Raw genomic sequence first — 26,295 nt, 5'->3', positions numbered from 1 at the left:
CTCGGCCCCTCACCTCAGCTCGCGGCGCCACCCTCCACGAACGGCGGCTTCTTCACCACGGCCTCGACCTTGCGCCCGCGCACGTCGATGACGACCGGTGTCCCCTCTTCCACGCCGCGGTCGAGCAGGGCCAGGGCGATGCCCTGCTTGAGCGTGGGGCTGAAGGTGCCGGAGGTGACCTCCCCGATCTGCGTGCCGTCGGCGTCCAGCACCGCGCACCCGGGACGGGGTATGCCGCGCCCGGTCACCAGCAGGCCGCCGGAGAGCCGGCTCTCCTTGGCCTCCCGCTGCGCCTGCAGCGCCTCCTTGCCCCAGAACTGCTCCTTCTTCCAGCCCACCGCCCAGCCCGTGCGGGCCATGACCGGGGTGATCTCGCGGGACAGCTCGTTGCCGTGCAGGGCGTAGCCCATCTCGGTGCGCAGGGTGTCGCGGCTGGCCAGGCCGGCGGGGACCCCGCCGAGCGGCTCCATCGCCTCCACCAGGGCGTCCCACACGGCTGCGGCGTCCTCGGTGCGACAGACCACCTCATACCCCCGCTCGCCGGTGTAACCGGTGCGGCACACGGTCACCGGCCGCCCCTGCCACTGCGTGTCCACGAAGCTCATGTAGCCGTGCCCCGTCGGCAGCCCGAGCGCCTGGAGCACCTCGTCGACCTTGGGCCCCTGCACGGCGAGGACGGCGTGGTCGTCGTGCACGTTGTGCACGCTGATCCCCTCCGGAGCTGCCTCCTGGAGGCGCGCGACCACCTCGGCGTTGTTGGCGGCGTTGGGGATGAGGAAGATCTCCTCCTCGCTGCGCAGGTAGGCGATGAGGTCGTCGACGACGCCGCCGTCCTCGTCGCAGACGAGGGTGTACTGGGCGCGGCCGGGCTCGATCTTGTCCAGGTCGTTGGTGAAGCACCGGTTGAGGAAGTCCTTGGCACCGGGGCCGCTGACCACGGCCTTGCCCAGGTGGGAGACGTCGAACAGGCCGACGCTCTGCCGGACGGCGTGGTGCTCGGCCACGCCACCGGTGGCGGCGTACTCGATCGGCATCGACCATCCGCTGAAGTCGGCCATCTTGGCCCCCAGGGCGGTGTGCTTGTCGTGGAGGGGAGACGTCTTCGGCGTGGCAGCACTCATGCCGGTCACCCTAGTCCCCAGTCCGTTGGTTAGTCTCGGACCGACGTCTCAGAAACCCCGATCGACAGGACCCAACGATGAGTCTGCCCACCACCGTGACTTTCACCGACGCCGAGGCCGCCGGCGTCGACGCCGACGCCCTGGTGCTCGCGGCCCGCAAGAAGGGGGGCCAGGTGGCCATCGTCGACGGACACGGTCTCGGTGAGGGCGCCAGGTCGGCGGTGGAGAAGGCGCTGGCCGCCGTCGGCGCCGAGGCCGGCGCGGAGGAGGTCACCAAGCTCGCCGGTGTCGACGGTGTCGCCGCCGGCCTGGTGCTCGTCGTGGGGCTGCCCGGCTCGGGTCCGGCTCCGCGCACGGAGCAGCTGCGGCGCGCCGCCGGGGTGGCCGCACGGGCGCTGGCCGGTCGGGAGAAGGCCGTCTTCGCCCTGGGCCAGGCCGACCGCGCTGAGGCCATGGCCGTGGGCGAGGGCGTGGCCCTCGGTGCCTACACCTTCGCCGACCACCACGGTGTCGGCAAGGCCGACTCCGCCAAGCCCGGCCTGGTCCAGGCCGTGGTGGCCGGGCTGGCGCAGGACGAGCAGGCCGACGCCGAGCTCGCCGCCGTCACCCAGGCCGTCGCCCTCGCCCGTGACCTGGTCAACACCCCGCCCAACGTCCTCTACCCGGAGACGTTCGCGGACCTGGTGGTCGAGCAGGCCGCCGGCACCGCGGTCGAGGTGGAGGTCTGGGACCCCGAGCGTCTGGAGGAGGAGCGCTGCGGTGGCATCCTCGGCGTCGGGCAGGGCTCGGGTCGGGGCCCCCGCATGGTGACCCTGCGCTACACCCCTGAGGGCGCCAGCCGCCACCTCGCGCTGGTCGGCAAGGGCATCACCTTCGACTCCGGCGGCCTGTGCATCAAGCCGGGCACCGCGATGGTCACCATGAAGATGGACATGGGTGGGGCGGCCGCCTGTGCGGCCGCGACGCTCGCGATCGCCGAGCTGGGCCTGCCCGTCCAGGTCACCGCCTACCTGTGCCTGGCCGAGAACATGACCGGCGACCTGGCCCAGCGTCCCGGCGACGTGGTCACCATGCGCGACGGCCGGACCGTGGAGATCATCAACACCGACGCCGAGGGCCGCCTGGTCATGGCGGACGGCCTGGCCCTGGCGAGCGAGCAGCAGCCGGACGCGATCGTCGACGTCGCCACCCTGACCGGCGCCTGCATCATCGCCCTGGGCGAGCGGACCATCGGTGTCATGGGCAACGACGACGAGCTGCGCGACTCGCTGGTCCGGCTCGGCACCCAGAGCGGTGACACCGCCTGGCCGCTGCCGATGCTCGAGGAGGTCCGGCCCACCCTGGACACCCCGGTGGCCGACCTCAAGCACACCGGCGAGCGGTCGGGCGGCGCGATCGTCGCCGCCACCTTCCTGGAGGAGTTCGTCGGCAAGCGGGGCGAGGGGGAGGACGCCCAGCAGATCCCGTGGGCCCACCTGGACATCGCCGGCCCTGCCTTCAACGAGAAGGCCCCGTGGGGCTACCGCCCCAAGGGCGGCACCGGCGCCGGCGTCCGCTCCCTGATCGCCCTGGCCCAGTCCTACACCGGCTGACCCTCGCCGAGAAGCCCCCGACCGGACACGCCACAAGGCCCGACAGAACACACGCAGGGGCACCTCCCAGACGGGAGGTGCCCCTGGTCCGTGCCGGGCGAGCGTCAGCCGCTCTTGCGACGGAACATCTGCTGGCTCCCCGAGGTCTTGGCGCGGCGGCTTCCCGCCACCTTGCCGTGCTCGGAGTGGTCCGAGACATCCGTGCCCGCGTGGGCCTGCTTCTTGGCGAGCGCCTCGCGGAACTTGGCCTTGACGTCGTCCGTGGCCGGAGTGTCGTTCATGGCCACCTCCTTCCTCCCGGGGACATGACCCGACCAGCCTCCCACGGCCCGCCCCGGCTGTCACTGCGTTTATCGGAAGGTGGCAGGATGGCCCGCATGCCGACGACGCACTACGACATCGTGATCCTCGGGGGCGGCAGCGGCGGGTACGCCTGCGCGCTGAGGGCGGCCCAGCTGGGCAAGAAGGTCGCCCTGGTGGAGAAGGACAAGCTCGGCGGCACCTGCCTGCACCGCGGCTGCATCCCGACCAAGGCCCTGCTGCACAGCGCCGAGGTCGCGGACTCGGCACGGGACTCCGCGCGGTTCGGCGTGCAGACCACCCTGGAGGGCATCGACCTCGCCGCCGTGCACAAGTACAAGGACGGTGTCGTCGGGCGGCTGCACAAAGGGCTGCAGGGCCTGGTCAAGGCGGCCGAGAACATCACCTACGTCGAGGGCGAGGGCCGGCTGGCCGGGGCCACGACGGTCGTCGTCGGTGAGGAGGAGCTCGTCGGTGAGCACGTTGTGCTCGCGACCGGCTCCTACGCCCGCACCCTCGGGATCGAGATCGGCGGCGCGGTGATGACCAGCGACGAGGCGCTGAGCCTGGAGCAGGTCCCGGAGCGGGCGATCATCCTGGGCGGCGGCGTGATCGGCGTGGAGTTCGCCTCGGTCCTGCGCAGCTTCGGCTCCCAAGTCACCATCGTCGAGGCCATGGACCGCCTGGTGCCGTCGGAGGACCCGGGGGCGAGCAAGGCCCTCGAGCGGGCCTTCCGCAAGCGCAAGATCACCGCCCGGACGGGCGCCCGGATGGAGTCGGTCAGCCAGCGGGACGGCGTGGTCACCCTCGCCCTCGAGGGCGGCGAGACCCTGGAGGCCGACCTGCTCCTGGTCGCCGTGGGGCGCGGGCCGCGCACCGAGGGGCTGGGGTATGAGGAGGCGGGCGTGATCCTCGACCGCGGCTTCGTGCAGGTGGACGAGCGGCTGCAGACCGGGGCGGGCAACGTCCGCGCCGTCGGGGACATCGTGGCCGGTGTCCAGCTCGCGCACCGTGGCTTCGCGCACGGCATCTTCGTGGCCGAGGACATCGCCGGGCTGGAGCCCGAGCCGGTGCGCGACCACCTCATCCCCAAGGTGACCTACTCCGACCCCGAGATCGCCTCGGTGGGTCTGTCGGAGGAGCAGGCGCGTGAGCAGTACGGCGACGGCGTGGCGACGTACGAGTACAACCTCGGTGGCAACGGCAAGTCCCAGATCCTGGGGACGGCCGGCTTCGTCAAGCTCGTCCGCTCCGCCGACGACGGTCCCGTGGTCGGTGTGCACATGGTCGGCGCGCGGATGGGCGAGCAGGTGGGCGAGGCCCAGCTCATCGTCGGCTGGGAGGCGCTGCCGGACGAGGTCGCCTCCTTCATCCACGCACACCCCACCCAGAACGAGGCCCTGGGCGAGGCCCACCTGGCGCTGGCCGGCAAACCGCTGCACGCGCACGCCTGACCGACCGCAGCGGCCCCATCCCAACTAGACTGCAGATCCCCGGACGAGGAGAGAGCGACAACATGTCGGAACGTGTATCGATGCCGGCCCTCGGTGAGTCCGTCACCGAGGGAACCGTCACCCGCTGGCTGAAGAACATCGGCGACAGCGTCGAGGTGGACGAGCCGCTGCTCGAGGTCTCGACCGACAAGGTCGACACCGAGATCCCCTCTCCCGTCGCGGGCACGCTGCAGGAGATCCTGGCGCAGGAGGACGAGACCGTCGAGGTCGGCGCCGATCTGTGCGTCATCGGTGAGGGCGAGCCGTCCTCCGGTGGTGACGAGGGGTCCTCCGACGAGGAGGCCGCCCAGGAGGAAGCGCCCCAGGAGGACGCGTCCGCGGGCGAGGACACGCAGGAGGCGCAGGACCAGGGCAGCTCGCAGCAGTCCGAGCAGCCCGCCGGGCAGCCGTCCGGGGGCGGCTCCGCCGGGGGCGAGGTCTCCGGTGGGGAGACCGTGACCATGCCCGCACTGGGCGAGTCGGTGACCGAGGGCACGGTCACCCGCTGGCTGAAGTCGGAGGGTGACCAGGTGGAGGTCGACGAGCCGTTGCTCGAGGTGTCCACCGACAAGGTCGACACCGAGATCCCCTCCCCGGTCGCCGGGGTGCTGACCAAGATCATCGCCGGTGAGGACGACACCGTGGAGGTCGGCGGAGAGCTGGCCATCATCGGTGGCGAGGCCTCCGGCGGTGGGTCCGCACAGGACAGCGGGGCCGCCGACGAGTCGGCCCAGGGTGACTCCGCCGTGGAGGGTGACGACCAGGAGCCTGCCCAGGACAAGGAGCAGGCGGAGGCTTCCTCCGACAGCGACCTGGGCGAGGAGCAGGAGGTCCAGGAGCAGGCGGCGCAGGAGTCGGCCAGCAGCTCGGGAGCGGAGAGCTCCGGTTCCTCCGCGCAGGTCAGCTCGGAGCAGGACAGCTCCGAGGCCGTGGGCGTCGGCACGCCGTCGCCCGAGACCGGAACCTCCTCGCACAAGCAGCAGAGCACCTCCCAGGACGTCAGCGCCTACGTGACCCCGCTGGTCCGCAAGCTGGCGGCGCAGCACGGCGTCGACCTGGGCAGCCTGCAGGGCACCGGCGTGGGCGGACGGATCCGCAAGCAGGACGTCCTCGACGCCGCCAAGGCGCAGGAGGAGGCGGCCAAGGCCTCGCAGGAGTCGGCTCAGCAGGCTCCGCAAGCGTCCGCCCCCGCAGACAGCGGGAAGGCCCCGGCGGCCAAGGCCCCCGCGGCAGCAACGCAGGACCAGGCCAAGCGTGGCACCACCGAGAAGATGTCGCGCCTGCGCAAGGTGATCGCCACCCGCATGGTGGAGTCGCTGCAGACCAGCGCCCAGTTGACCACGGTCGTGGAGGTCGACGTCACCAAGGTGTCCCGGCTGCGCAAGCGGGTCAAGGACGAGTTCGCCCGCCGGGAGGGCACCAAGCTGTCCTTCCTGCCGTTCTTCGCGATGGCCGCGATCGAGGGGCTCAAGGAGCACCCGATCGTCAACTCCAGCGTCGAGGACGACACGGTCATCTACCACGGAGCCGAGCACCTCGGCGTCGCGGTGGACACCCCGCGTGGCCTGCTGGTGCCGGTCATCAAGGACGCCGGCGACCTCAACATCGCCGGGCTGGCCCGCAAGATCGCCGACCTGGCCGAGCGCACCCGGGACAACAAGATCAACCCCGACGAGCTCTCCGGCGGCACCTTCACGCTGACCAACACCGGCTCGCGGGGCGCGCTCTTCGACACCCCGATCATCAACCAGCCGAATGTGGCCATCCTGGGCACCGGCACCGTGGTCAAGCGCCCGGTCGTCGTCATCGACGAGGACGGGATGGAGACCATCGCCGTGCGCGACATGGTCTACCTGGCGCTGACCTACGACCACCGGGTGGTCGACGGCGCAGACGCGGCCCGCTTCCTGACCACGGTCAAGGAGCGGCTGGAGGACGGCAGCTTCGAGGTCTGAGATGGCCATCGCCATCACCGGGGCCAGCGGGCTGATCGGCTCCGCCCTGTCCTCGGCGCTGCGTGGGCGCGGCGACCAGGTGCTGCACCTGGTCCGCCGCGCCCCGCGCGTCGCGGACGAGCTCGACCCGGGTGTCCGCGAGGCGCGCTGGACGCCCGGGGCCGACCTTGACCCCGAGGTCCTGGACGGCGTCACCGGCGTCGTGCACCTCGCCGGTGCAGGGGTCGCCGACCGGCGTTGGACCGACCGGCGCAAGCGGGAGCTGCTCGAGTCGCGGACGGAGGGCACCGGCACTATCGCCCGGGCCCTCGCGGTGAGGGCGGCGGCACGGGATACCTCGGCATCCGCACCCCCGCGGCTGGTGTCGGCCTCCGGCGTCGGCATCTACGGCGACCGCGGTGACGAGGTGCTCACCGAGGAGAGCGCACCGGGTGCCGGCTTCCTGGCCGACGTATGCCGTGACTGGGAGGCCGCGACCTGGCCGGCCGGTCACGCCGGGGTCCCGGTCGCGACGGTCCGCACCGGGATCGTCCTCGCCCCGCAGGGGGGCGCGCTCGGCAAGCTGCTGCCCCTGGCCAAGGCTGGTCTGGCGGGGCCGCTCGGCGGGGGCGACCAGTACTGGGCGTGGATCACCCTGCACGACCACGTGCGCGCGTTGATGTTCCTGCTGGACCACCCGGAGGTGACCGGTCCGGTCAACCTCACCGGTCCGCACCCGGACACCCAGACCGCGATCGTCAAGGCGCTCGCGCACGCTCTGCGACGACCTGCGGTCGTCCCGGCGCCGACCATCGCGCTGCGGCTGGCCCTGGGCGAGATGGCCTCGGAGATCCTGGCCTCCGGCAGGGCACTGCCGACCGTGCTCACCGAGGCCGGGTTCACCTTCGACCACCCGGACCTGACCTCGGCGATGGCCTGGATCACCGAGAGCTGACGACGCCCGGCGCGCCAAGCCCGTGCCCCAGCCCGGGCAGCATCGGTCGCCGCGACAGATGGCGCGGGGTCACCCGAGCTCGGCCCACGACCACAGCAGCCACCGGCCCTCCTGCCGCACCAGCTCCAGGGCGACCCGTTCGCTGCGGGACGGGGTCCGCAGTACCCAGCCGCCGCCGTCCCGGGCCTCGAGCGGTTCTCGCACAACCGTTACCTCGACGTGCAACCGGTCAGGGTCCTCGTGCTGCACCGCCAGCTCGCGCACCTCGAACCCGACCCGCGGATAGGTGATCCCCGCCTCCCGGGCGCGGGACAGCTCGGCGCTCTCGTCGTCGTGCACCGGTGAGCCGGCTGCCAGCACCGTGGTGAGCAGGCCGGGGTCGGTGGCCTCCCAGGCCCTGGCCCGGGCACTCACCAGGTCCTGCACGACCTGGCGGACGGCGTCCGCGTCCACCGCCTCCCCGTCCGCGTCAGGCCCGTGCTGCGCCGGCGGTGGTGGCGACGGAACGGCCTGGGCCGAGACCCCGGCGGCATCTTCCGCAGCACCGCTCTCCGCGTCAGCCACCTGCGCGTCGGGCTCGTTGGCGATCTCGGACGCCTCCGACCCGCCCCACCAGGAACGGCCCAACGACCAGCCCACCCCGGCGAGCATGACGAGCAGCAGCGCCCCCACCGCCAGACCGACGACCGCCCGGGTGCGCTGACCGCCGTCCTGCCCCCCACCAGCCTGCCGCCCACCAGCCTGCCGTCCAGGGTCCTTCCGTCGGGCACCCGGCCGCCGGGGGCCGTGTCGCCCAGTCCCCGGCCCCCGACCGTCCGGGTCGACCCGTTCCGGTCGGTGGGCGCCGCGCTGCTCGCGCCCGGCTCGCGCAGCCTCGTCCTCCTGGGCGACCTGTCGCAGTCGCTGGGTCAGGCCGTGGGCCGCGTCGGCGTCGGGAGCGACCTCCACCGGCTCGGGCGGGGCCACCGCGTGCAGGGCCACCGCCAGCTCGTCCGCGTCGGGTCGGTCCTCCGGCGCGCCCGCCATGCACCGCTCCACCAGGTCCACGAGCAGACCGGGCAGGTCGGGCGCGACCTCGGCCAGCTCGGGGCGGTCGAAGCCCGGGCCCGGCACCTGACCGGTCAGGGCCAGCCGTGCCAGCGCCCCCACCTGGTAGACGTCGGACTCCTGCGTCGCCGGGAAGCCCTCCACCACCTCGGGCGCGACCATGCCGTCCCCCGCCCCGGTGCCCACGCCTCGCAGCCGCTGCTCCCCCACGATCCGCGCCGTGCCGAGGTCGGCGAGCAGCGGCATACCGTCCTCGCGGAAGACGATGTTGCCGGTCGACAGGTCGCCGTGGACGACACCGAGCCGGTGCAGGTCGGCGAGCGCGCCGGCCACCGGCTGCAGCACCGTCACCAGCTCCCCCGGCGAGAGCAGGCGCCGGCGGCCCAGCACCTGGGCCAGCGACCCGCCGCCGGCCAGCTGGGTGACCAGCGCGACGGCGGGCGGGTCACCGTCCTGCGCCCGCAGCGGCAGCACGTCGTAGAGGTGCACGACGTGCTGGTGCCGCACCCGGGCCAGCAGCCCGGCTTCCCGCAGCGCCTCGTCCACCCGGCCGTCGACCGGCGCGACCACCTTGACCGCGACGGGCAGCCCGTCGGCCACCCGGCGGCCACGCCATACCGTGGCGGACGCGCCGGTGCCGAGCTGCCCGGTGAGGGTGTACCCGGGGACCTGCGGTGCGGTGCTCACCTCCGTGAGCCTGCCCGAGGCGCGAGTGGGCCCGCAGGACTTTTCCACAGGCGGTTACAGTGCGCGTATGCGCTTCGAGCACCTGGGCTTCTCCCCCGACCTCGTCGACTACCAGCAGGCGTGGGACCACCAGCGCGCGGTCCACGCCCAGGTCGTGGCCGGCGAGCTGCCGGACACCGTCCTGCTGCTCGAGCACGCGGCCGTCTACACCGCGGGCAAGCGCACCGAGCCGCACGAGCGTCCCCTCGACGGCACGCCCGTCATCGACGTCGACCGGGGCGGCAAGATCACCTGGCACGGCCCCGGGCAGCTGGTCGGCTACCCGATCGTGCGCCTGCCCTCCCCCGTGGACGTGGTGGCCCACGTGCGTCGCCTCGAGGAGATGATGATCGGGGTATGCCGTGACCTGGGTGTGCGGACCGATCGGGTGGAGGGGCGCTCGGGGGTGTGGGTGCTCGGCGACGGCGAGCGGCCGGACCGCAAGATCGGGGCGATCGGCATCCGGGTGAGCCACGACGTGACCATGCACGGCTTCGCCCTCAACTGCGACTGCGACCTCGGCTGGGCCGACGTCGTCATCCCCTGCGGCATCGCCGACGCCGGGGTGACCTCGCTGTCCAGGGAGCTGGGGCGGGACGTGCCCGTGGCTGAGGTGCTGTCGCTGGTCATCGCGCACCTGGAGGACGTGCTCGACCCGGTGCACACCACCGCCTGAGCACTGCTGGAAGGTCCCCCGGGCGACACGCTGCCCCCGGTGAGCGTCCGGCAGCCGCCGCACCGTGTTGACTGCTCTGCAGCAGGGGCTGGCCTGGAGGCTGGCGGACGGGAGCAGCAAGATGGGTGTGGCCGTGGCCGCCGACGAGGGACTGGCCGTCGTGACGCGCGGGTTGCGCAAGACCTACCGCACCCGCCGTGGACGGCGGGTGGCCGTGCACGGCCTCGACCTGGACGTGCCCGCAGGTGGGGTGCACGGCTTCCTGGGCCCCAACGGCTCGGGCAAGACGACGACCATCCGGATGCTGCTCGGGCTGACCCGCGCCGACGGTGGCTCGATGCACCTGTTCGGCACCCCCGTGCCGCAGCAGCTGCCCCGCGTCGTGGACCGGGTGGGGGCGATCGTGGAGTCACCGAAGTTCTTCCCTACCTTCACCGGGGCCAAGAACCTCTCCCTGCTGGCCGAGGGCATCGGCACGCCCCAGCGACGTGTCGGCGAGGTGCTGGAGGAGGTGGGGCTCGGCACCCGGGGCCGTGACCAGTTCCGGGCCTACTCGCTGGGGATGAAGCAGCGGCTGGCGATCGCCGCGACGCTGCTGAAGTCGCCCGACCTGCTGATCTTCGACGAGCCGACCAACGGCCTGGACCCGGCCGGCATCCACGAGATCCGCCAGACGATGCGGCGGCTGGCCGACGAGGGCCGCACCGTGCTGGTGAGCAGCCACATCCTGTCCGAGGTCGAGCAGATCGCCGACACCGTCTCGATCATCGGGCGTGGCCGGGTGCTGGCTCAGGGCTCGGTCGCGGGGCTGATCGGGGGCGGTGGGGAGACCGTCGAGGTCGGGGTCGCGCACCCTGGGGCCGCGGTCCGCATCCTGCGCGACGCGGGCTTCACCGCCGAGTGGCTCGCCGTCCCCCGCGGCAGCGACGCGGCCGAGGCACTGGCCCAGGCCGCCTCCGCCGACGCCGGTCTGCTCAACGTCACCGGCGCCCAACCGGCCGAGATCACCCGGCTGCTGGCGGCGCAGGGGCTCTACGTCGAGCGACTGGTGCCCAGCCGCCGCGGCCTGGAGCAGATCTTCCTGGAGCTGACCCGCGACGACACACTCACGAGTCAGCTCGACTCCGCGGCGGACCGACCGGGTGAGCACGGGCCAGGTACGGTCGGGCGTGGTACGGACGGGCCAGGTGCGGACGGGCGTGGTGCCGACGGGCGTGGTGTGGACGACCCGGAGGTGGGGCGGTGACCCGCCTGGTACGGGTGGAGCTGCGCCGGATCATGGCTCGGCGCGTCCTGGTCCTCGCCCTGCTGGCCGCGGCCGTCGTCTCGCTGATGGCGGTCTTCGGCGTGCACCAGCTCTCGGTCTCGCTCAACCAGCAGCGGGCCGGCGCCCAGGAGATGCTCGAGGAGGCGCGGGACTACTGGGAGCCGGCCAGCCCGGAGGACTACCAGGTCTGCGTGCGCGACCAGGCCCGCGCCCGGCAGGAGAGCGGCCAGGGCGACGTCGACTTCGGCTGCGAGCAGTTGCGGCGGCCGCCGATCCTGGACGACTTCCTGCCCACCTACCCCTCGATGGACGAGCAGTACCGCGAGCTGCTGGGCTACCTTGTCTACCCCTTCCTGTTCCTGGCGCTGGCGGTCGGCTCCACGAGCGTCGCCGCGGAGTTCACCCACCGGACGATGGGCTCCTGGCTCACCTTCCTGCCCCGACGGGCCCCGGTCTTCAGCGCCAAGGTGGTGGCCGCGGCGCTGGTCGGGGTGCCGATCGCCGTCGTGGGGCTGGGGCTGGTGCTGGTCGGCGTCCCCGCCGTCCTCCGCTACCACGGGATCGACGACGGCCTCAGCGGCGAGCAGTGGGTCGACCTGGGCTGGATGGCGGTGCGCATCGTCGGGCTGGCCGCGGCCGCGGCGGCGTTCGGAGCCGGCGCCGCCTTCCTCGTGCGGCACAGCGCCGTGGTGCTCGGCCTCATGGTCGGCTACCTGGTGCTGGCCGAGGGGATCCTGCGCGGGCTGTTCCCCTCCTCGACACCATGGCTGCTCGGGACCAACCTCGAGGCCTTCGTCGAGCACGGCACGACCTGGACCCGGTGGCCCGACTTCTGCGACGACATCACGGTCTCCTGCACGCCCACGACCCACGTGGTGAGCTTCACCCAGGCAGCGGTCGTGCTGGCCGCCGTGCTGGCCCTCACCCTGGGGCTGGCGCTGCTGCGCTTCATGAGATCAGACTTCGAGTAGGGGCGTCCGGACGGGCTCGGGCAGGGACCCCGGACGGGGAAAGGTGGGCTCGGCGCCCGGACAGGGACGACGGGCGCCGAACCCACCGGTCTGTCAGCGCCGGCGCAGGACCTGGATGCCCATCGCCCCGACGAAGGCCACCACCATGCCGATCACCGGCGGGATGAAGAACGCGGCCTCGCTCGCGGCCCACGCGGCCAGCGAGGCCACGACATACACCGCGATGTTGTCCCAGCGCACCCCCGGGATCTTCAGGGTGAGCTCCTCCCCGCCCCGCCGCAGCCGGGCGATGTGGTCACCGAGGATGACCCCGCCCAGCGGCGGGATGAGGATGCCCAGCCAGACCAGGTAGTCGACGAGGGAGTCGTAGATGCCGGTCACCGCCAGGACGGTGCCGAGCACGACACCGGCCACCACGAACGGGCGTCGGGTCCTGACGTTGAACAGCTCGGCCCCGGCGACGCCCACGTTGTAGGCGGTGTTGTCGTTGGTGGTCCAGATGTTGGCGACGAGGAAGAGCAGCCCCCAGGTGACCAGACCGAGGTTGAACAGGACGACGACGAAGTCCCCCTCGCCGTAGGCGAGGGCGCCGATGGCGCCCGAGAAGAGCATGAGCAGCTGGGCCGCGAGGAAGGCCCACATGCAGGTCCAGAAGCCGGCGGCCGGGGTCCGGGCGAAACGGGTCCAGTTCGGTGCCTGGGTGCCGCCCGAGGCGAAGGTGCCGACGATGATCGTCACCGCGAGCGCCACGCCCATGGTTTCCGTGGGCTCGATGTCCAGCATCGCGCCGACCCCACCGACCTCGTCGAAGGCCTGCCAGGTCACCCACGCCCCGAGGATGAGCATGAGCGGCAGGGCGACCAGGGACAGCACGTACATCCCCTTGTAGCCGATGTAGGCGGTGATGCCCATGACGAGCCCGGAGGCGACCATGAGCCAGCGCACGGAGGCGTCGCTCTCCCAGCCCAACGCCTGGCCGGTGAGCAGCGCGAGGGTCGCGACCGAGACGCCGTACCAGCCGATCTGGGTGCCGCCCAGCAGCAGCGAGGACAGCTTCGCGCCGCCCTGCCCGAAGCTGGTGCGGGCCATCATCGCCGTCGAGAGGTTGGTGCGGGCGCCGAGCCACCCCAGAGCGCTCACGTAGAGGCCGAGCACGAGGGACCCGAGCAGCAGCACGCCCATCAGGGGCAGGAAGGAGAACCCGGCGCCGACCTGGGCCCCGGCGAGCATCGTCGGGGTGAACATGGTGAACCCGACGAGGACGACCGCCAGGGAGAAGGTGGTCTTGCGGGCCGACCTGGGGACCGGGGTGACCGGGTAGTCCGGGTCGACGCTCATGTCGAAGGCCTCCGCGGCCCGTGAGGTGCTCGTCTCGGTCACGTCAGCTCCTCCCCGATGTCCTCGTGCCAGAGCGCCGGGTGCTCGGCGATGAAGCCGGACATCAGCTCCACGCACCGCTCGTCGTCCAGGACGATCACCTCGACGCCGTGCTCGGCCACCCAGTCGTGACCCCCGGTGAAGTTCCTGCTCTCGCCGACGACGAGGCGGGAGATGCCGAACTGGCGCACCAGCCCGCTGCAGTACCAGCACGGGGACAGCGTGGTCACCATCGTGGTGCCGCGGTAGTGCGGCTGCCGTCCGGCGGCGCGGAAGGCGTCGGTCTCGGCATGGATGGACGGGTCCTGGTCCTGCACCCGGCGGTTGTGGCCACGCCCGAGCACCTCCCCCTCGGCGGACAGCAGGACCGCTCCGATCGGGACGCCACCCTCGGCCAGGCCTGCGCGCGCCTCCTCCAGCGCGACCTCCAGGCCGTGCCGGTCGGCGGGGCTGAGCTCGTCTGCTGATTTCATTTTCTGCCATCCTCCGAGTGCTCGGGACGTCACCGTCGACGTCCGGACCCTGACGAGCCTGGCAACTGCGACCCGGACGCCGCAATGGGCATACTGTCCAGACCCGGTCCGGTGATCCGGGACACATCGTCCCGGCCCCACGACGAAAGGCGGAGGTATGACGCTCGCCCTGCGGCAGTTCCTCGAGCACCCCACGGTGCGCCGCGCCGAGCCCGCCTTCCTGGGCCGGCAGTCTGACCTGGACCGTGCGGTGACCTGGGTGCACTCCAGCGAGATCTACGAGATCGCGCCCCTGCTCTCCGGTGGCGAGGTGCTGCTCACCACCGGGTTGGGGCTGGCGGGCACGGACGCCGGGACGCGGCGGCACTGGGTCCGGGACGTTGCCTCGCGGCAGGTGGCTGCTGTCGCGCTGGAGCCCGGCCGGTCGCTGCCCGAGCTGCCGCCGGAGATGGAGGACGAGGCGCGGCGCGCCGGGCTGCCGCTGATCGTCCTGCAGGAGGTGGTGCCGTTCGCCGAGATCTGCCGGGAGGTCAACTCGGACCTGCTGACCAGCGATCTGGCGCGGTTGCGCCGCGGTGACGAGCTGACCAGCCGCCTGCACGAGCACGCGGCCGACGGGGCTGGGCTCGCCGAGCTGGTCAACGAGGCGGCGCAGGATCTCGGGGAACCCATCGAGGTGCGCACCCTGTCCGGGCAGGTCGTCGCCTCCGCGAGCGGCCCACGACGGACGGCGGCGGTCGGGTCCGAGGCCGCGGCGCGCAGCGTGGTCCGCACCGCCGGTGCGCCGTGGGGACAGGTCCTGCTCGGGACGCGGGCCACGGTCGAGACGACCTTCCTGGCGCAGCGGGTGGCCGCGGTGGTCGGGCTGGTGGTCCAGCGGTCGGCCCTGGACGGACCAGGGGCGGGCGACCCCGGGGTCAGCCTGCTCACCGACCTGCTGGACCGTCCCCGGTTCACCACGGCCGACCAGCTGCTCACACGGGGTGCGCTGGCGGGCTTCTACCCGGCTCCCGAGCAGCGGGTGGTGGGTCTGGCCGGTGCCTGCGCCGACCCCCGGCGCGGCGCGGTCGTCGTCGGCCGCGCCCCCGGGCTGGGACCTCACCTGCTGGCCCCGGTCCGGGGCCAGGTCCTGGGCCTGGTGGCGGTCGACCCTGACACCCCTGATCCGGCCGGCGCGGTCGCCGCGCTCGTGGACGAGCCGGTGACGCAGCAGTCGGCCTGCCTCGTCGTGGGTCCCCCGCGCAGCCTCGAGGAGGCGGCCGACAGCCTGCAGCGCGCCCGTGAAGGTGTGGACCTGTCCTCCGGTGGTCTGGGCGCCACCACCTGGCGCGACTCCACCGTGCAGCACCTGCTAACCCGGGTGCCCCCGACCGACGTGCAGGCGCTCGTCGAGGACGCGCTGGAGCCGCTGCGCCGCTGGGACGCCGAGCACGGCAGCGTCCTGGTCGCGACCCTCGCCGCCTGGCTCGGGCACGGCCTCAACGTCGCGGCCACGGCCCGGGACCTGGGGATCCGACGGCAGACCATGCACCAGCGGCTGGACCGCATCGCCAGCGTGCTCGGCTACGACCCCGGTCACGGCAGCGCGCTCGCGCACCTCATCCTGGCGACCGCCGCGGCGCGGCAGGTCGGGTGACGGGGGCACCGCCCCACCGGGCGGCTGGACGGCATACCCTGGAGGGCGCGGGCGTTGAAGCTCGAACCGACCCTCGGACCGACCGCCGCGCACACCCGACCACCAAGGGAGCCCCTGTGACCATCGCACCCGAAGGCCGCCGCCTGCTGCGCGTCGAGGCGCGCAACGCGGAGACGCCCATCGAGCGCAAGCCTGACTGGATCCGGACGACCGCCAAGATGGGGCCGGAGTACCGCGAGCTGCACTCGATGGTCAAGAGTGGCGGACTGCACACGGTCTGCCAGGAGGCGGGCTGCCCCAACATCTTCGAGTGCTGGGAGGACCGCGAGGCGACCTTCCTCATCGGCGGTGACATCTGCACCCGGCGCTGCGACTTCTGCGACATCGCCACCGGCCGGCCCAACGCCCTCGACATGGACGAGCCGCGCAAGGTCGCCGAGTCGATCCGCACCATGGAGCTGCGCTACGCCACGATCACCGGCGTCGCCCGCGACGACCAGAAGGACGGCGCCGCCTGGCTGTATGCCGAGGTGATCCGCAAGGTGCACGAGCTCAACCCGAACACCGGCGTGGAGATCCTGCCGCCGGACTTCGGTGCCGTGCCCGAGCTGGTCCAGCAGGTCTTCGACGCTCGCCCCGAGGTCTTCGCGCACAACCTGGAGACCGTGCCGCGCATCTTCAAGAAGATCCGCCCCGCGTTCACCTACGACAAGTCCCTGCGGGTGCTGTCGATGGCGCGCGACAACGAGCTGGTCACCAAGTCCAACCTCATCCTGGGGATGGGTGAGCGCGAGGAGGAGATCGAGCAGGCGATGCGCGACCTGCACGACGCGGGCTGCGACATCCTGACCATCACCCAGTACCTGCGGCCCTCCAAGCTGCACCACCCCATCGACCGGTGGGTCAAGCCGGAGGAGTTCGTGCACTGGTCGGAGCTGGCCGAGCAGATCGGCTTCAAGGGCGTCATGGCCGGACCGCTCGTGCGCTCCTCCTACCGCGCCGGCAAGCTGTACGCCTCCGCGATGAAGAAGTGGGGTCGTCCCGTCCCCGAGCACCTCAGCCACCTGCGCGAGCAGTACGAGGCCAATGTCCCCGCCCGCCAGGAGGCCGCCTCGCTGGTCGCCAGGGCGAGTGAGCGGACGGCACCCGCCGCCCACGTATCCTGATCCCTATGTCGACCCCCGCCCAGACCGAGCCGAAGAAGGGCCTCTTCGGCCGGAAGAAGAAGCCCAAGGACCCCAACAAGCCCGGGTGGTTCAAGCAGTTCCGCCAGGTCTTCGCCATGACCCGCAAGGCCGACCCGGCCTCGGTGTGGTGGATCTTGCTGGCTGCGCTGGCGGTGCTGGTCGTCGGCCTGCTCATCGGCCTCTGGCTGGACCAGGTCGTCTACCTGATGATCCTGGCGGTGCCGCTGGCCCTGCTGGCGGCGATGATCGTGCTGGGCCGGCGCGCCGAACGCGCAGCGTTCGCCCAGATCGAGGGCAAGCCGGGCGCGGCCTCCGCGGTGCTGCAGCAGCTGCGCCGCGGCTGGTTCTACGACCAGGAGCCGGTGGCCGCCGAGGCCGGTGGCCAGGTCCGCGGCATGCGCGACCTGCACAACGCCGCCATGGTCTTCCGGGCCGTCGGCAAGCCGGGCGTCGTCCTCATCGCCGAGGGACCGGCCGGTGCCGCCAAGCGACTGACCGTCGCCGAGACCCGCAAGGTCACCCGCGTCGTCGGCGACGAGGTGCCGGTGCACACCATCGTCGTCGGTCGGGGCGAGGGCCAGGTGCCGCTGCCCAAGGTCATCAAGACGGTCAAGAAGCTGCCCCGCCAGATCAGCAACGACGAGGCCCTGGCCGTCCAGCAGCGGCTCAAGGCGCTGGTGGGTCGCAACCGTCCCCCGGTGCCCGCCGGCATGGACCCCATGCGCCCGCCGCGGGCCAGCCGTCGCGCGCTGCGCGGCAAGTAAGCGTCGGCGGCCCGGCCATGGGCAGCTTCCACACGATGACCTTCGCCTCGGTCTACCCCCACTACGTCACCAAGGTCGAGCGCAAGGGGCGCACCACCGCCGAGCTGCACCAGGTGATCGAGTGGCTGACGGGCTTCGACGAGCAGGCCGTGCAGGAGCAGGTCGACGCGGGCAGCACCTTCCCGGAGTTCTTCGCCGCGGCCCGGCTCAACCCGGCCGCGTCCCGGATCACCGGCAGCATCTGCGGGGTGCGCGTGGAGGAGATCGAGGACCCGCTCGTGCAGCAGGTCCGCTACCTGGACAAGCTGGTCGACGAGCTGGCCAAGGGCCGGTCCATGGCGAAGGTGCTGCGCAGCTGAGGCTCAGCGCATCCTGACGACGACCGTGCGAGCGGCCTTGTCGTGCAGGCCGCGGCCGTCGGCGTCCATGATCACCGCGGGAACGAACAGGCACAGCAGCGCGGCGCGGGCGAGCGAGCGCCCCGGGGGCGGAGCCTGGCGGCCGTCGCCATCGACGCCACCGACGGCATCGACGGAGACCACGCGGATCCCGAGCAGCCGGTGCCCGATCGTGGTGCCGAGGGTGGTCACCAGCACCAGGTTGAGCACGAAGAAGAGGCCGAGCGGCACGAAGGCCTCCGTCCCGCTGACCTGGCCCCACTGCATACCGAGCAGCCCGGTGGCGATGAGCTGGCACAGCGACCAGTCCACGACGAGGGCCACCAGCCGGCGCAGGAACGAGCCGACCGAGCCCGGCCCCTCACGGGGCAGGCCCAGCCGCTCCCCCTGGTAGCTCTCGAGTGCGTCCACGATGGACCAGCCTAGTGCGCAGGCTCCCGTGGCCCGGCATGCACCTGACATCGGGCTGACATGCGCACGACGTGCACCCGACACGCGTGTAACACGCGCGTAACACCCGAGTGACGCACGAGAAATCCGAACCCTCTAGTGTCGACATGCAGCACGAAGCCGACCAGCGGGCGCTCCGCGACCAGGAGGAAGAATGTTCAGCAACGCCGAGGAGGTCCTCGCCTTCATCAAGGACGAGGACGTGAAGTTCATCGACATCCGGTTCTGCGACCTGCCGGGTGTCATGCAGCACTTCAACGTGCCCGCCGAGACCTTCGACGAGGACTCCTTCACGACCGGGCAGATGTTCGACGGCTCCTCCATCCGGGGTTTCAAGTCGATCCACGAGTCGGACATGAAGCTCATCCCGGACCCGCAGACCGCCTACCTGGACCCCTTCCGCATCGAGAAGACGCTGATCATGAACTTCTCGATCGTGGACCCGTTCACCGACGAGCCCTACGAGCGCGACCCGCGGCAGATCGCCCGCAAGGCGGAGAAGTACCTCGCCTCGACCGGCATCGCGGACACCGCCTACTTCGGCGCCGAGGCCGAGTTCTACGTCTTCGACGACATCCGCTTCGCCTCCGAGCCCCAGGGCAGCTACTACTACATCGACTCCATCGAGGCGGCCTGGAACACCGGTCGGGCCGAGGAGGGTGGCAACCGGGGCTACAAGACGAGGTTCAAGGGCGGGTACTTCCCGGTGCCGCCGGTCGACCACTTCGCCGACATCCGTGACCGGATGTGCCTGGAGCTGAACCAGGTGGGTCTGCAGGTGGAGCGCTCGCACCACGAGGTCGGCACCGCCGGGCAGCAGGAGATCAACTACCGCTTCAACACGCTGCTGCACTCCGGCGACGACCTGATGAAGTTCAAGTACGTCATCAAGAACTCCGCCTGGGCCGCCGGCAAGACCGCCACCTTCATGCCCAAGCCCCTCTTCGGGGACAACGGCTCGGGCATGCACACCCACCAGAGCCTGTGGAAGGACGGCGAGCCGCTGTTCTACGACGAGAACGGCTACGGCGGCCTGTCCGACATCGCCCGGTGGTACATCGGCGGCCTGCTCCGGCACGGCCCCTCGCTGCTGGCCTTCACCAACCCCTCGATGAACTCCTACCACCGCCTCGTGCCGGGGTATGAGGCGCCGATCAACCTGGTCTACTCCGCCCGCAACCGCTCGGCCTGCGTGCGCATCCCGATCACCGGCAGCAGCCCCAAGGCCAAGCGGATCGAGTACCGCGTGCCGGACCCCTCGGCCAACCCGTACCTGGCGTTCTCGGCCCAGCTGATGGCTGGCCTGGACGGCATCCGCAACCGGATCGAGCCGCCGGAGCCGGTGGACAAGGACCTCTACGAGCTGCCCCCGGAGGAGCTGCAGGGCATCGACCAGCTGCCGACCTCGCTGCCGGCGGTCCTGGACGCGCTCGAGGCCGACTACGACTACCTCACCGAGGGCGAGGTCTTCACCGAGGACCTGCTCGGGGCGTGGGTGGACTACAAGCGCGCCAACGAGGTCGACCCGATCCGCCTCCGTCCGCACCCGCACGAGTTCGAGATGTACTTCGACATCTGAGCCACGTCACCGGTCCCCACCGGACGACCCGGTGGGGACACGGCGGACCAGGACGGCCAGCCCGAGGCCCCCGAAGAGGAGCGCGCCAGCGACACCGACGGAGATCTGCCCGGCCACCGGGATCCGCGGGAAGCCGGACTCAGGTAGTGCCTCCGGGTCGGACGCGGCGACGACCGCACCTGCGGCGAAACCCAGACCCAGCAGCAGCAGGCCTGCGCCGGCGACCCGCGTCCGGGCGACCGCACCGAGGTCGAGCACCTGCGTGAGTCCCGTCGCGAGGGCCGCCAGGGCCAGGAGGGCGACGATGGCGGCAAAGGGCCGAGCCTCCGGGATCACGATGATGGCGAAGACGGCCAGCACGAGGAGGGTCGCGCTGAGCGCCACACGCAGCAGGCCGGGTCGTGGTCCGTTCATGCCCCTACGGTCGCACGCCGGGGTGGGCAGCCTGACCAGGGCAGATCCACCAGGGCGGGCAGGCCTGCGCTGTCCCGGCCGGCGACGACGTCAGGACGGCGGGCGGTCCGCGCGGCCGGCGGCCTCCTCCAGGGCGGCGACGGCGGCGGAGTAGGACAGCCCGAGCACGCGCAGGATGTCGACGCAGGCGGCGCGGACCTGCCAGGCCAGGGCCTGCTCGGCGGCGGAGCCTCGCCCGGTGCGCAGGATCGTCGAGGCCACGGTGGCGGTGCGCAGGACCTCGTCCTGGATCACCGTCATCCGGGCCTGGCCGCGGACCCAGCTGCGCAGGTCCAGGAACGCCTGGGAGAGCTCCTCGAGGGCGGTGACCAGCGCGGGCTCGGCGTGCTGCCGGTGCCGCGCCATGGTGCTCACGGCCCGGGACGTGGAGCGGGCAGAGGTGACCATCACCCCGGCCCGGACGGCCAGCTGCTCCATCAGCCGCAGTCGGCGGCGCTGAGCCGCACGGGTCCCCGCCCGGCCCAGGGTGATCCGCTCGCGCGTCGCGCCGATCGAGGTCTCCAGGTCACGCCCCGCGGTCTCCAGCCGTTCGAGGTCGCCCAGCGTGCGCTGCGCGAGCGGGTAGTCGCGCCCGTCCAGCGCCCGGGAGAGCTGCCGGTATGCCGTGGCCAACCGCTCCAGGAGCTGCTCGGAGGTGGTCAGGGCCACCCGGTGGGGGTCCGGGGCCAGCACGGCGTTGAGCCCGATCGCGACCAGGCCGCCGAGGACGGCGTCGGCCAGACGGATCAGCGGGGGCGTGTCCTGCAGCGGCACCAGCACCATCACGAAGACGGCCGCCACCGCGGCCTGGTTGGCCATGAGCGAGCTGGCGCGCAGGGCTACCGCCGACGACATCGCCAGCAGTACCGCGACGGCCAGCTGCCAGGTGCCCGCCCCGATGACCCGGGTCAGCACGTCGGCCATCACCAGCCCCAGGACGACACCGGCGCTGATCTCCACGGCCCGGACGAGCCGCTGGCCGGCGGACAGCCCCACCGAGACCACCGCCGCGATGGGTGCGAAGACGGCGTGCTCCGCACCGAAGGCCAGGCTGGCCAGCAGGTAGGCGATCGGGGCGGCCGCGGCCGCGAGCAGCAGGTGCGGGAGGTGCCGCTGCACCCGCCGCACCATCCGGATCAGCCGCGTGCGCGGCCGCACCCGACGCATCCACAGCGCCGGGTCCCGCCGCAGGTCCGGGTCAGGCCTCACCCGTCCATCCTGGCACCAACGTCCCGGGCTGGCAGTACCGTGGCCGAGGTGACCTGCATCTTCTGCCGCATCATCGCCGAGGACGAACCGGCGGAGGTCGTCCTCGACACCGACGACGTCGTGGCCTTCCTCGACACCCGGCCCGTCTTCAAGGGGCACGTGCTGGTGGTGCCGCGTGACCACATACCCACCCTGACCGAGCTGCCCGACGCCCTCGTGGCGCCGCTGTTCACCGCCGCGCGCTCGGTCGCGGCCGCGGTGCGCGAGGCGCTCGGCGCGCAGGGCTCGTTCGTGGCGATGAACAACGTGGTCAGCCAGTCCGTGCCGCACCTGCATGTCCACGTCGTGCCGCGGACCAAGGGTGACGGCCTGCGCGGGTTCTTCTGGCCGCGGGTGAGATATGCCGTCGGGGAACCCGAGGAGTATGCCGCGCGGCTGCGCGCCGCCCTCGGGTGAGAAGCGTGCGCCCGGTCGGTGAGAAGCGTGCGCCCGGTCGGGGTCAGTCGTGGTGAACGACGACGTCCTCCCGGACCTGCGCGAAGTGGCAGGCCGCGGGGTGCTGGATGCCCTCGCGCACGACGAGGTCGGGCGACTCCTGGGCGCAGATGTCCTGCGCCTTCCAGCAGCGGGTGCGGAAGCGGCAGCCGCTGGGGATGTTCGCCGGGCTGGGTGGGTCGCCCTGCAGGATGATCTGCTCGCGCTGGCCGCGCACCGACGGGTCGGGCACCGGCACGGCGGAGAGCAGGGCCTGCGTGTAGGGGTGCGCGGGGTGCTCGTAGATCTGCGTGTCGGTGCCGATCTCGGCGATCCTGCCCAGGTACATCACGCCGACCCGGTCGGAGATGTGGCGCACCACCGACAGGTCGTGGGCGATGAAGATGTACGACAGCCCGAACTCGCTCTGCAGGCTCTGCAGCAGGTTCATCACCTGCGCCTGCACCGAGACGTCCAGCGCGGAGACCGGCTCGTCGCAGATGATGATCTCCGGCCGCAGCGCCAGGCCACGGGCGATGCCGATCCGCTGACGCTGGCCGCCGGAGAACTGGTGGGGGTAGCGGTTGATGTGCTCGGGGTTGAGGCCGACGACCTCCAGCAGTTCCTGGACTCGCCTGCGCCGCCCACCCTTGGGCTCCACGTCGGGGTGGATGTCGAAGGGCTCGCCGACGATGTCGCCGACCGTCATCCGCGGGTTGAGCGAGGCGTAGGGGTCCTGGAAGACGATCTGGATGTTGCGGCGGACCTTGCGCAGCGCCGAGCCGGACAGGCCGTAGATGTCCTTGCCCTGGAAGTAGGCCGCCCCGCTGGTCGGGGTCTCCAGGCGCATGAGCAGCTTGGCCAGGGTCGACTTGCCGCAGCCGGACTCGCCGACGATCCCGAGCGTCTCGCCCTTGTGCAGCTGAAAGCTCACCCCGTCGACCGCCTTGATGTGGCCGACGGTGCGCTTGAAGACGATCCCCTGGGTCTGCGGGAAGTGCTTGACCAGGTCCTGGACGTCCAGCACCACCTCGTCGGAGACCTTCTTGCGCGGCGGGGCGTCCGGGTGGAAGCCCGGCGCGTAGGGGTCCTGCTGCCGGGAGCCATCCCGCGCACCGGCGTCCTCCCCCCAGGCGTCCGGCCGGCCGACGTCCTGCGGGCGGGGGTCAGGCGTGGTCACTGAGCACCTCCTCGGCGAAGTGGCAGGCGGCGAACCGGCCGGGCACGACCTCGCGCAGCGGTGGACGCTCGGCCTCGCACACCGACTGCGCCCGCGGGCAGCGGGGGCGGAACTCGCACCCCTTGGGGATGTTCGTCAGGCTGGGCGGGAGCCCCTTGATGGCCTGCAGCTCCCCGCCCTTGGCGTCGATCCGGGGAATCGACTTCAGCAGGCCCTCGGTGTAGGGGTGGGCCGGGTTGGCGTAGATGTCCAGGACAGGAGATTTCTCCATCACCCGGCCGGCGTACATCACGGCGATCTTGTCGGCGACGTCCGCGACCACGCCCAGGTCGTGCGTGATGAGGATGAGCCCCATCCGCGACTCTCGCTGCAGGTCGGCGAGCAGCTCCATCACCTGGGCCTGCACGGTCACGTCGAGCGCCGTGGTGGGCTCGTCGGCGATGAGCACCTCGGGGTCCAGCGCGATCGCCATCGCGATCATGATGCGCTGGCGCATACCGCCCGAGAACTGGTGGGGGTAGTCCCCGACCCGGCTGGCGGCGCCGGGGATGCGCACCCGGTCCATCAGCTCGATCGCCTTCTTCTTGGCCTCGCGACGGGAGACCTTGGTGTGGATGCGGAACATCTCACCGATCTGCCACCCCACCGGGAAGACGGGGTTCAGCGAGGACAGGGCGTCCTGGAAGATCATCGAGATGTGCGGGCCGCGGAAGGAGCGCCGCTGCTCGTCGGGCATCTGCAGCAGGTCCTGGCCGCGGAAGCGCACCTGACCCCCGGTGACAAAGCCGGGCGGGCTGTCGACGATGCCCATGATCGCCTGGGCGGTCACCGACTTGCCGGAGCCGGACTCCCCCAGGATCGCCAGCGTCTCCCCTTCGTCGACGCTGAACGAGACGCCGTTGACGGCCTTGGCCACGCCATACCGGGTGCGGAACTCGACCTGCAGGTCGGTGACGGCCAGCAGCGGCGCGGACGGGTCCGGGCTGCCGACACCACCCTTGGTCCGGGTGCCTCGCCGGGTCCCGGTCTGATCGGTCGTGCGCTGGTCGGTCGTGCTTGGGTCGGTCGTGCTTGGGTCGGTCATGGCTCACCGCCTCTTGGGGTCGAGGGCGTCGCGCAGGGCGTCGCCCATCATCATGAAGGAGAAGACTGCCAGCCCGACGAAGACGGCGGGGAAGAGGATCAGGTGCGGGTGGGTCATGATCCGCGTCTGGGCGCCGGACAGCTGCAGTCCCCAGGAGATCGAGGGCAGCTGCAGACCGACACCGAGGAAGGTCAGCGTCGCCTCGGCGCCGATGATGATCCCGACGTAGATGGTGGCGTAGACCACCAGGGGCGCCAAGGCGTTCGACAGGATGTGCCGCCGCATGATCGTCAGGTCGCTGGCGCCGAGCCCGCGGGCGGCGGCGACGTACTCGTTGGCCTTGACCGAGATCACCGACGAGCGCATGAGCCGCGTCATGGTCGGCCAGCCGAAGACGATGAGCACCAGCGCGACCTCCATCAGCCCGCGGTTCTCGATGACGTTGAGGAAGACGATCGCGCCGAGCAGGAAGGGCAGGGCGAAGACCACGTCGACGGCCCGGGAGATGATCGCGTCGATGAACCCGCCGTAGAAGCCGGCGACCAGCCCGAGCACGATCGCGATCACCACCGCGCCGATCGTGACCAGCATCCCCACCGCCATCGAGGCTCGGGCGCCGTAGACCACGCGGGCGTAGTAGTCGCAGCCCTGGACGTCGGTGCCGAACCAGTGCTCACCGCTGGGGGTCTGCAGGGCGTCGGAGAGGTTGCAGGCCCGCGGGTCGACGCGGGTGAAGAGCCCGGGGACGATCGCCATGAGGATGAAGACCAGCATCAGCACCCCGGCGAGGATGAACCAGGGGTTGCGGCGCAGCTCCTTCCAGGCGTCGCCCCACAGGCTGGCGCCGGCGTCACCGGCGTCACCGGAGGCCTCGCCGCTGGTGCGGGCCGACAGCTCGACCGCCTCGACTCCTGCCGCCGCCTGCTCGTGGATGGTGGTCTTGTCGCGTGCTTGCTCACTCATAGCGGATCCTCGGGTCGAGGTAGGCGTAGAGGATGTCGACGATCAGGTTGATCACCACGAAGAAGAGGATGAAGAGGGTGACGATCCCGACCACGACCGTGCCCTCCTGGGCACGGACGGCGCGGAAGACCTCACCGCCGAGGCCGGGCATGTTGAAGATGCCCTCGATGATGATGGTGCCGCCCAGCATCGAGCCCAGGTCGGCGCCGAGGAAGGTGACGACCGGGATGAGCGAGTTGCGCATGGCGTGCCGCCCGACCACCCGGCTGCGCTTCATCCCCTTGGCGGTCGCGGTGCGCACGTAGTCCGCCCGCAGGTTCTCGATCAGCGAGGTCCGCACCAGGCGGGCGACCATCGCCGTCGACACCGAGGCCAGCGCGGCGCCGGGCAGGAGGTAGGAGTACCAGCCCTGGGTGATCCCGGCGATGGGGAACCAGCCCAGCTGCAGACCGAAGACCACCTGCATGAGGAAGGCCATGGCCAGCGTCGGGATCGCCACCAGCACCACGGTGCTCACCTGGACCAGGCTGTCGACGAAGCCCTTCTGCCGGACCGCGGCCAGGATGCCGGCGAGGATGCCGATGATCGACTGGATGATGAAGGCGACGATCGCCAGGCGCAGCGTCACCGGGAAGCGCTGGGCGATGATGTCGCTGACCGGCCGGCCCTGGAAGGTCGTGCCGAAGTCGCCCTGGAAGACGTTGGCCAGCCACTTGCCGTACTGCACCAGCAGCGGGTCGTCGAGGTTGTAGCGCTCGCGGATCGCCTCGACGATGTGCGGCGCCAGGGGCCGGTCGCCGGCGAGGGCCCGGATCGGGTCGCCGGGGATGGCGAAGACGAGGGCGAAGACGATGAACGTCGCGATCAGCGTGACCGGGATGAACTGCAGCAGCCGGCGGATGATGTAGCGCGCCATGGTGCTCCTCTGAGGGTCGGGCTGGGAGGTCTAGCATGGCCGAACCCGGCGACCGTCGGGGAGCAGCCGG

Annotated in this window: 25 protein-coding genes; 13 read left to right on the top strand and 12 right to left on the bottom strand. The window is 71.7% G+C overall.

The window, feature by feature from the left end; all coding sequences use genetic code 11:
- Window positions 1–14: 14 nt before the first annotated feature.
- Window positions 15–1,121: a glycine cleavage system aminomethyltransferase GcvT gene (gene gcvT / locus ESZ52_RS06490; RefSeq protein WP_131104211.1), complete on the bottom strand. Its 1,107-nt coding sequence runs from the start codon at window positions 1,119–1,121 to the stop codon at window positions 15–17.
- Between the two features lie 77 nt (window positions 1,122–1,198).
- Between gcvT and ESZ52_RS06485 the strand changes: the two genes are divergently transcribed.
- Window positions 1,199–2,713 (top strand): leucyl aminopeptidase, encoded by a 1,515-nt coding sequence (locus tag ESZ52_RS06485; protein ID WP_131104210.1) that lies wholly within the window; start codon window positions 1,199–1,201, stop codon window positions 2,711–2,713.
- Window positions 2,714–2,817: 104 nt separating this feature from the next.
- On the opposite strand, the gene ESZ52_RS19205 is transcribed toward ESZ52_RS06485, so the two are convergent.
- Window positions 2,818–2,994, bottom strand: coding sequence for a DUF5302 domain-containing protein (locus ESZ52_RS19205; protein ID WP_181009959.1), 177 nt, complete (start codon window positions 2,992–2,994; stop codon window positions 2,818–2,820).
- Between the two features lie 87 nt (window positions 2,995–3,081).
- Between ESZ52_RS19205 and lpdA the strand changes: the two genes are divergently transcribed.
- The 3 genes from lpdA to ESZ52_RS06470 all read left to right on the top strand — a co-directional run bounded on the left by lpdA (window position 3,082) and on the right by ESZ52_RS06470 (window position 7,395).
- The gene (gene lpdA / locus ESZ52_RS06480) at window positions 3,082–4,467 is read left to right on the top strand and encodes a dihydrolipoyl dehydrogenase (protein ID WP_131104209.1); all 1,386 of its coding nucleotides are present in this window, start codon (window positions 3,082–3,084) and stop codon (window positions 4,465–4,467) included.
- 62 nt (window positions 4,468–4,529) lie between these two features.
- Window positions 4,530–6,461, top strand: coding sequence for a 2-oxoglutarate dehydrogenase, E2 component, dihydrolipoamide succinyltransferase (gene sucB, locus ESZ52_RS06475; protein WP_131104208.1), 1,932 nt, complete (start codon window positions 4,530–4,532; stop codon window positions 6,459–6,461).
- Window position 6,462: 1 nt separating this feature from the next.
- On the top strand, window positions 6,463–7,395 hold the full coding sequence (locus ESZ52_RS06470) for a TIGR01777 family oxidoreductase (protein WP_131104207.1): 933 nt from the start codon (window positions 6,463–6,465) through the stop codon (window positions 7,393–7,395).
- 69 nt (window positions 7,396–7,464) lie between these two features.
- Here the strand turns inward: ESZ52_RS06470 and ESZ52_RS06465 are convergent, their stop codons facing one another.
- The gene (locus ESZ52_RS06465) at window positions 7,465–9,129 is read right to left on the bottom strand and encodes a serine/threonine-protein kinase (protein ID WP_181009960.1); all 1,665 of its coding nucleotides are present in this window, start codon (window positions 9,127–9,129) and stop codon (window positions 7,465–7,467) included.
- A 67-nt stretch (window positions 9,130–9,196) separates the two neighbouring features.
- Here ESZ52_RS06465 and lipB point away from each other — a divergent pair, with 67 nt between their 5' ends.
- The 3 genes from lipB to ESZ52_RS06450 all read left to right on the top strand — a co-directional run bounded on the left by lipB (window position 9,197) and on the right by ESZ52_RS06450 (window position 12,082).
- Window positions 9,197–9,844: a lipoyl(octanoyl) transferase LipB gene (lipB, locus tag ESZ52_RS06460; protein ID WP_131104205.1), complete on the top strand. Its 648-nt coding sequence runs from the start codon at window positions 9,197–9,199 to the stop codon at window positions 9,842–9,844.
- 121 nt (window positions 9,845–9,965) lie between these two features.
- The gene (locus ESZ52_RS06455) at window positions 9,966–11,090 is read left to right on the top strand and encodes an ABC transporter ATP-binding protein (RefSeq protein ID WP_131106476.1); all 1,125 of its coding nucleotides are present in this window, start codon (window positions 9,966–9,968) and stop codon (window positions 11,088–11,090) included.
- On the top strand, window positions 11,087–12,082 hold the full coding sequence (locus tag ESZ52_RS06450) for an ABC transporter permease subunit (protein WP_131104204.1): 996 nt from the start codon (window positions 11,087–11,089) through the stop codon (window positions 12,080–12,082). The genes ESZ52_RS06455 and ESZ52_RS06450 overlap by 4 nt, the downstream gene beginning before the upstream one ends.
- Window positions 12,083–12,175: 93 nt before the next feature.
- On the opposite strand, the gene codB is transcribed toward ESZ52_RS06450, so the two are convergent.
- Both codB and ESZ52_RS06440 read right to left on the bottom strand, forming a co-directional pair.
- Window positions 12,176–13,462: a cytosine permease gene (gene codB / locus ESZ52_RS06445; protein WP_238154511.1), complete on the bottom strand. Its 1,287-nt coding sequence runs from the start codon at window positions 13,460–13,462 to the stop codon at window positions 12,176–12,178.
- Window positions 13,459–13,932: a nucleoside deaminase gene (locus tag ESZ52_RS06440; RefSeq protein WP_131104203.1), complete on the bottom strand. Its 474-nt coding sequence runs from the start codon at window positions 13,930–13,932 to the stop codon at window positions 13,459–13,461. The genes codB and ESZ52_RS06440 overlap by 4 nt, the downstream gene beginning before the upstream one ends.
- 157 nt (window positions 13,933–14,089) lie before the next feature.
- On the opposite strand from ESZ52_RS06440, the gene ESZ52_RS06435 reads away from it, so the two are divergent.
- The 4 genes from ESZ52_RS06435 (at window position 14,090) to ESZ52_RS06420 (ending at window position 17,878) form a co-directional block, all read left to right on the top strand.
- Window positions 14,090–15,568 carry a PucR family transcriptional regulator gene (locus ESZ52_RS06435; RefSeq protein WP_131104202.1) on the top strand — a complete coding sequence of 493 codons (1,479 nt, stop codon included), beginning with the start codon at window positions 14,090–14,092 and terminating at the stop codon, window positions 15,566–15,568.
- Between the two features lie 116 nt (window positions 15,569–15,684).
- Window positions 15,685–16,734: a lipoyl synthase gene (lipA, locus tag ESZ52_RS06430; RefSeq protein WP_131104201.1), complete on the top strand. Its 1,050-nt coding sequence runs from the start codon at window positions 15,685–15,687 to the stop codon at window positions 16,732–16,734.
- Window positions 16,735–16,739: 5 nt separating this feature from the next.
- Window positions 16,740–17,519, top strand: coding sequence for a DUF4191 domain-containing protein (locus ESZ52_RS06425; protein WP_131104200.1), 780 nt, complete (start codon window positions 16,740–16,742; stop codon window positions 17,517–17,519).
- Window positions 17,520–17,536: 17 nt separating this feature from the next.
- Entirely contained in the window at window positions 17,537–17,878 is a 342-nt protein-coding gene (locus ESZ52_RS06420) for a DUF2200 domain-containing protein (RefSeq protein ID WP_131104199.1), read from the top strand.
- A gap of 3 nt (window positions 17,879–17,881) precedes the next feature.
- On the opposite strand, the gene ESZ52_RS06415 is transcribed toward ESZ52_RS06420, so the two are convergent.
- Window positions 17,882–18,328, bottom strand: a complete 447-nt coding sequence (locus tag ESZ52_RS06415) for an RDD family protein (RefSeq protein WP_238154512.1) — start codon at window positions 18,326–18,328, stop codon at window positions 17,882–17,884.
- Window positions 18,329–18,521: 193 nt separating this feature from the next.
- Here ESZ52_RS06415 and glnA point away from each other — a divergent pair, with 193 nt between their 5' ends.
- Entirely contained in the window at window positions 18,522–19,946 is a 1,425-nt protein-coding gene (glnA, locus tag ESZ52_RS06410; protein WP_131104198.1) for a type I glutamate--ammonia ligase, read from the top strand.
- 6 nt (window positions 19,947–19,952) lie between these two features.
- Here glnA and ESZ52_RS06405 read toward each other — a convergent pair whose 3' ends face one another.
- Together ESZ52_RS06405 and ESZ52_RS06400 are read right to left on the bottom strand one after the other, a co-directional pair.
- Window positions 19,953–20,360 (bottom strand): hypothetical protein, encoded by a 408-nt coding sequence (locus tag ESZ52_RS06405; protein WP_131104197.1) that lies wholly within the window; start codon window positions 20,358–20,360, stop codon window positions 19,953–19,955.
- Window positions 20,361–20,450: 90 nt separating this feature from the next.
- Complete coding sequence (locus tag ESZ52_RS06400; RefSeq protein WP_131104196.1) at window positions 20,451–21,608, bottom strand: FUSC family protein; 1,158 nt, start codon at window positions 21,606–21,608, stop codon at window positions 20,451–20,453.
- 48 nt (window positions 21,609–21,656) lie between these two features.
- Here ESZ52_RS06400 and ESZ52_RS06395 point away from each other — a divergent pair, with 48 nt between their 5' ends.
- Window positions 21,657–22,064 (top strand): HIT family protein, encoded by a 408-nt coding sequence (locus ESZ52_RS06395; RefSeq protein WP_131104195.1) that lies wholly within the window; start codon window positions 21,657–21,659, stop codon window positions 22,062–22,064.
- A 43-nt stretch (window positions 22,065–22,107) separates the two neighbouring features.
- On the opposite strand, the gene ESZ52_RS06390 is transcribed toward ESZ52_RS06395, so the two are convergent.
- From ESZ52_RS06390 to ESZ52_RS06375, 4 genes are all read right to left on the bottom strand, one after another.
- On the bottom strand, window positions 22,108–23,112 hold the full coding sequence (locus tag ESZ52_RS06390; protein WP_131106473.1) for an ABC transporter ATP-binding protein: 1,005 nt from the start codon (window positions 23,110–23,112) through the stop codon (window positions 22,108–22,110).
- Window positions 23,113–23,248: 136 nt separating this feature from the next.
- The gene (locus ESZ52_RS06385; protein WP_131104194.1) at window positions 23,249–24,346 is read right to left on the bottom strand and encodes an ABC transporter ATP-binding protein; all 1,098 of its coding nucleotides are present in this window, start codon (window positions 24,344–24,346) and stop codon (window positions 23,249–23,251) included.
- A 3-nt stretch (window positions 24,347–24,349) separates the two neighbouring features.
- A complete protein-coding gene (locus ESZ52_RS06380; protein ID WP_131104193.1) occupies window positions 24,350–25,309 on the bottom strand; it encodes an ABC transporter permease in 960 nt (319 codons plus the stop codon).
- Entirely contained in the window at window positions 25,302–26,225 is a 924-nt protein-coding gene (locus tag ESZ52_RS06375) for an ABC transporter permease (protein ID WP_131104192.1), read from the bottom strand. Before ESZ52_RS06375 ends, ESZ52_RS06380 begins: the two co-directional genes overlap by 8 nt.
- Between the last annotated feature and the right edge of the window lie 70 nt (window positions 26,226–26,295).

The organism is Ornithinimicrobium sufpigmenti, from assembly GCF_004322775.1.
Lineage (GTDB): Bacteria > Actinomycetota > Actinomycetes > Actinomycetales > Dermatophilaceae > Ornithinicoccus > Ornithinicoccus sufpigmenti.
The sequence above is the reverse complement of the archived record's forward strand: the minus strand, read 5'-3'. Positions and strand labels throughout refer to the sequence as shown.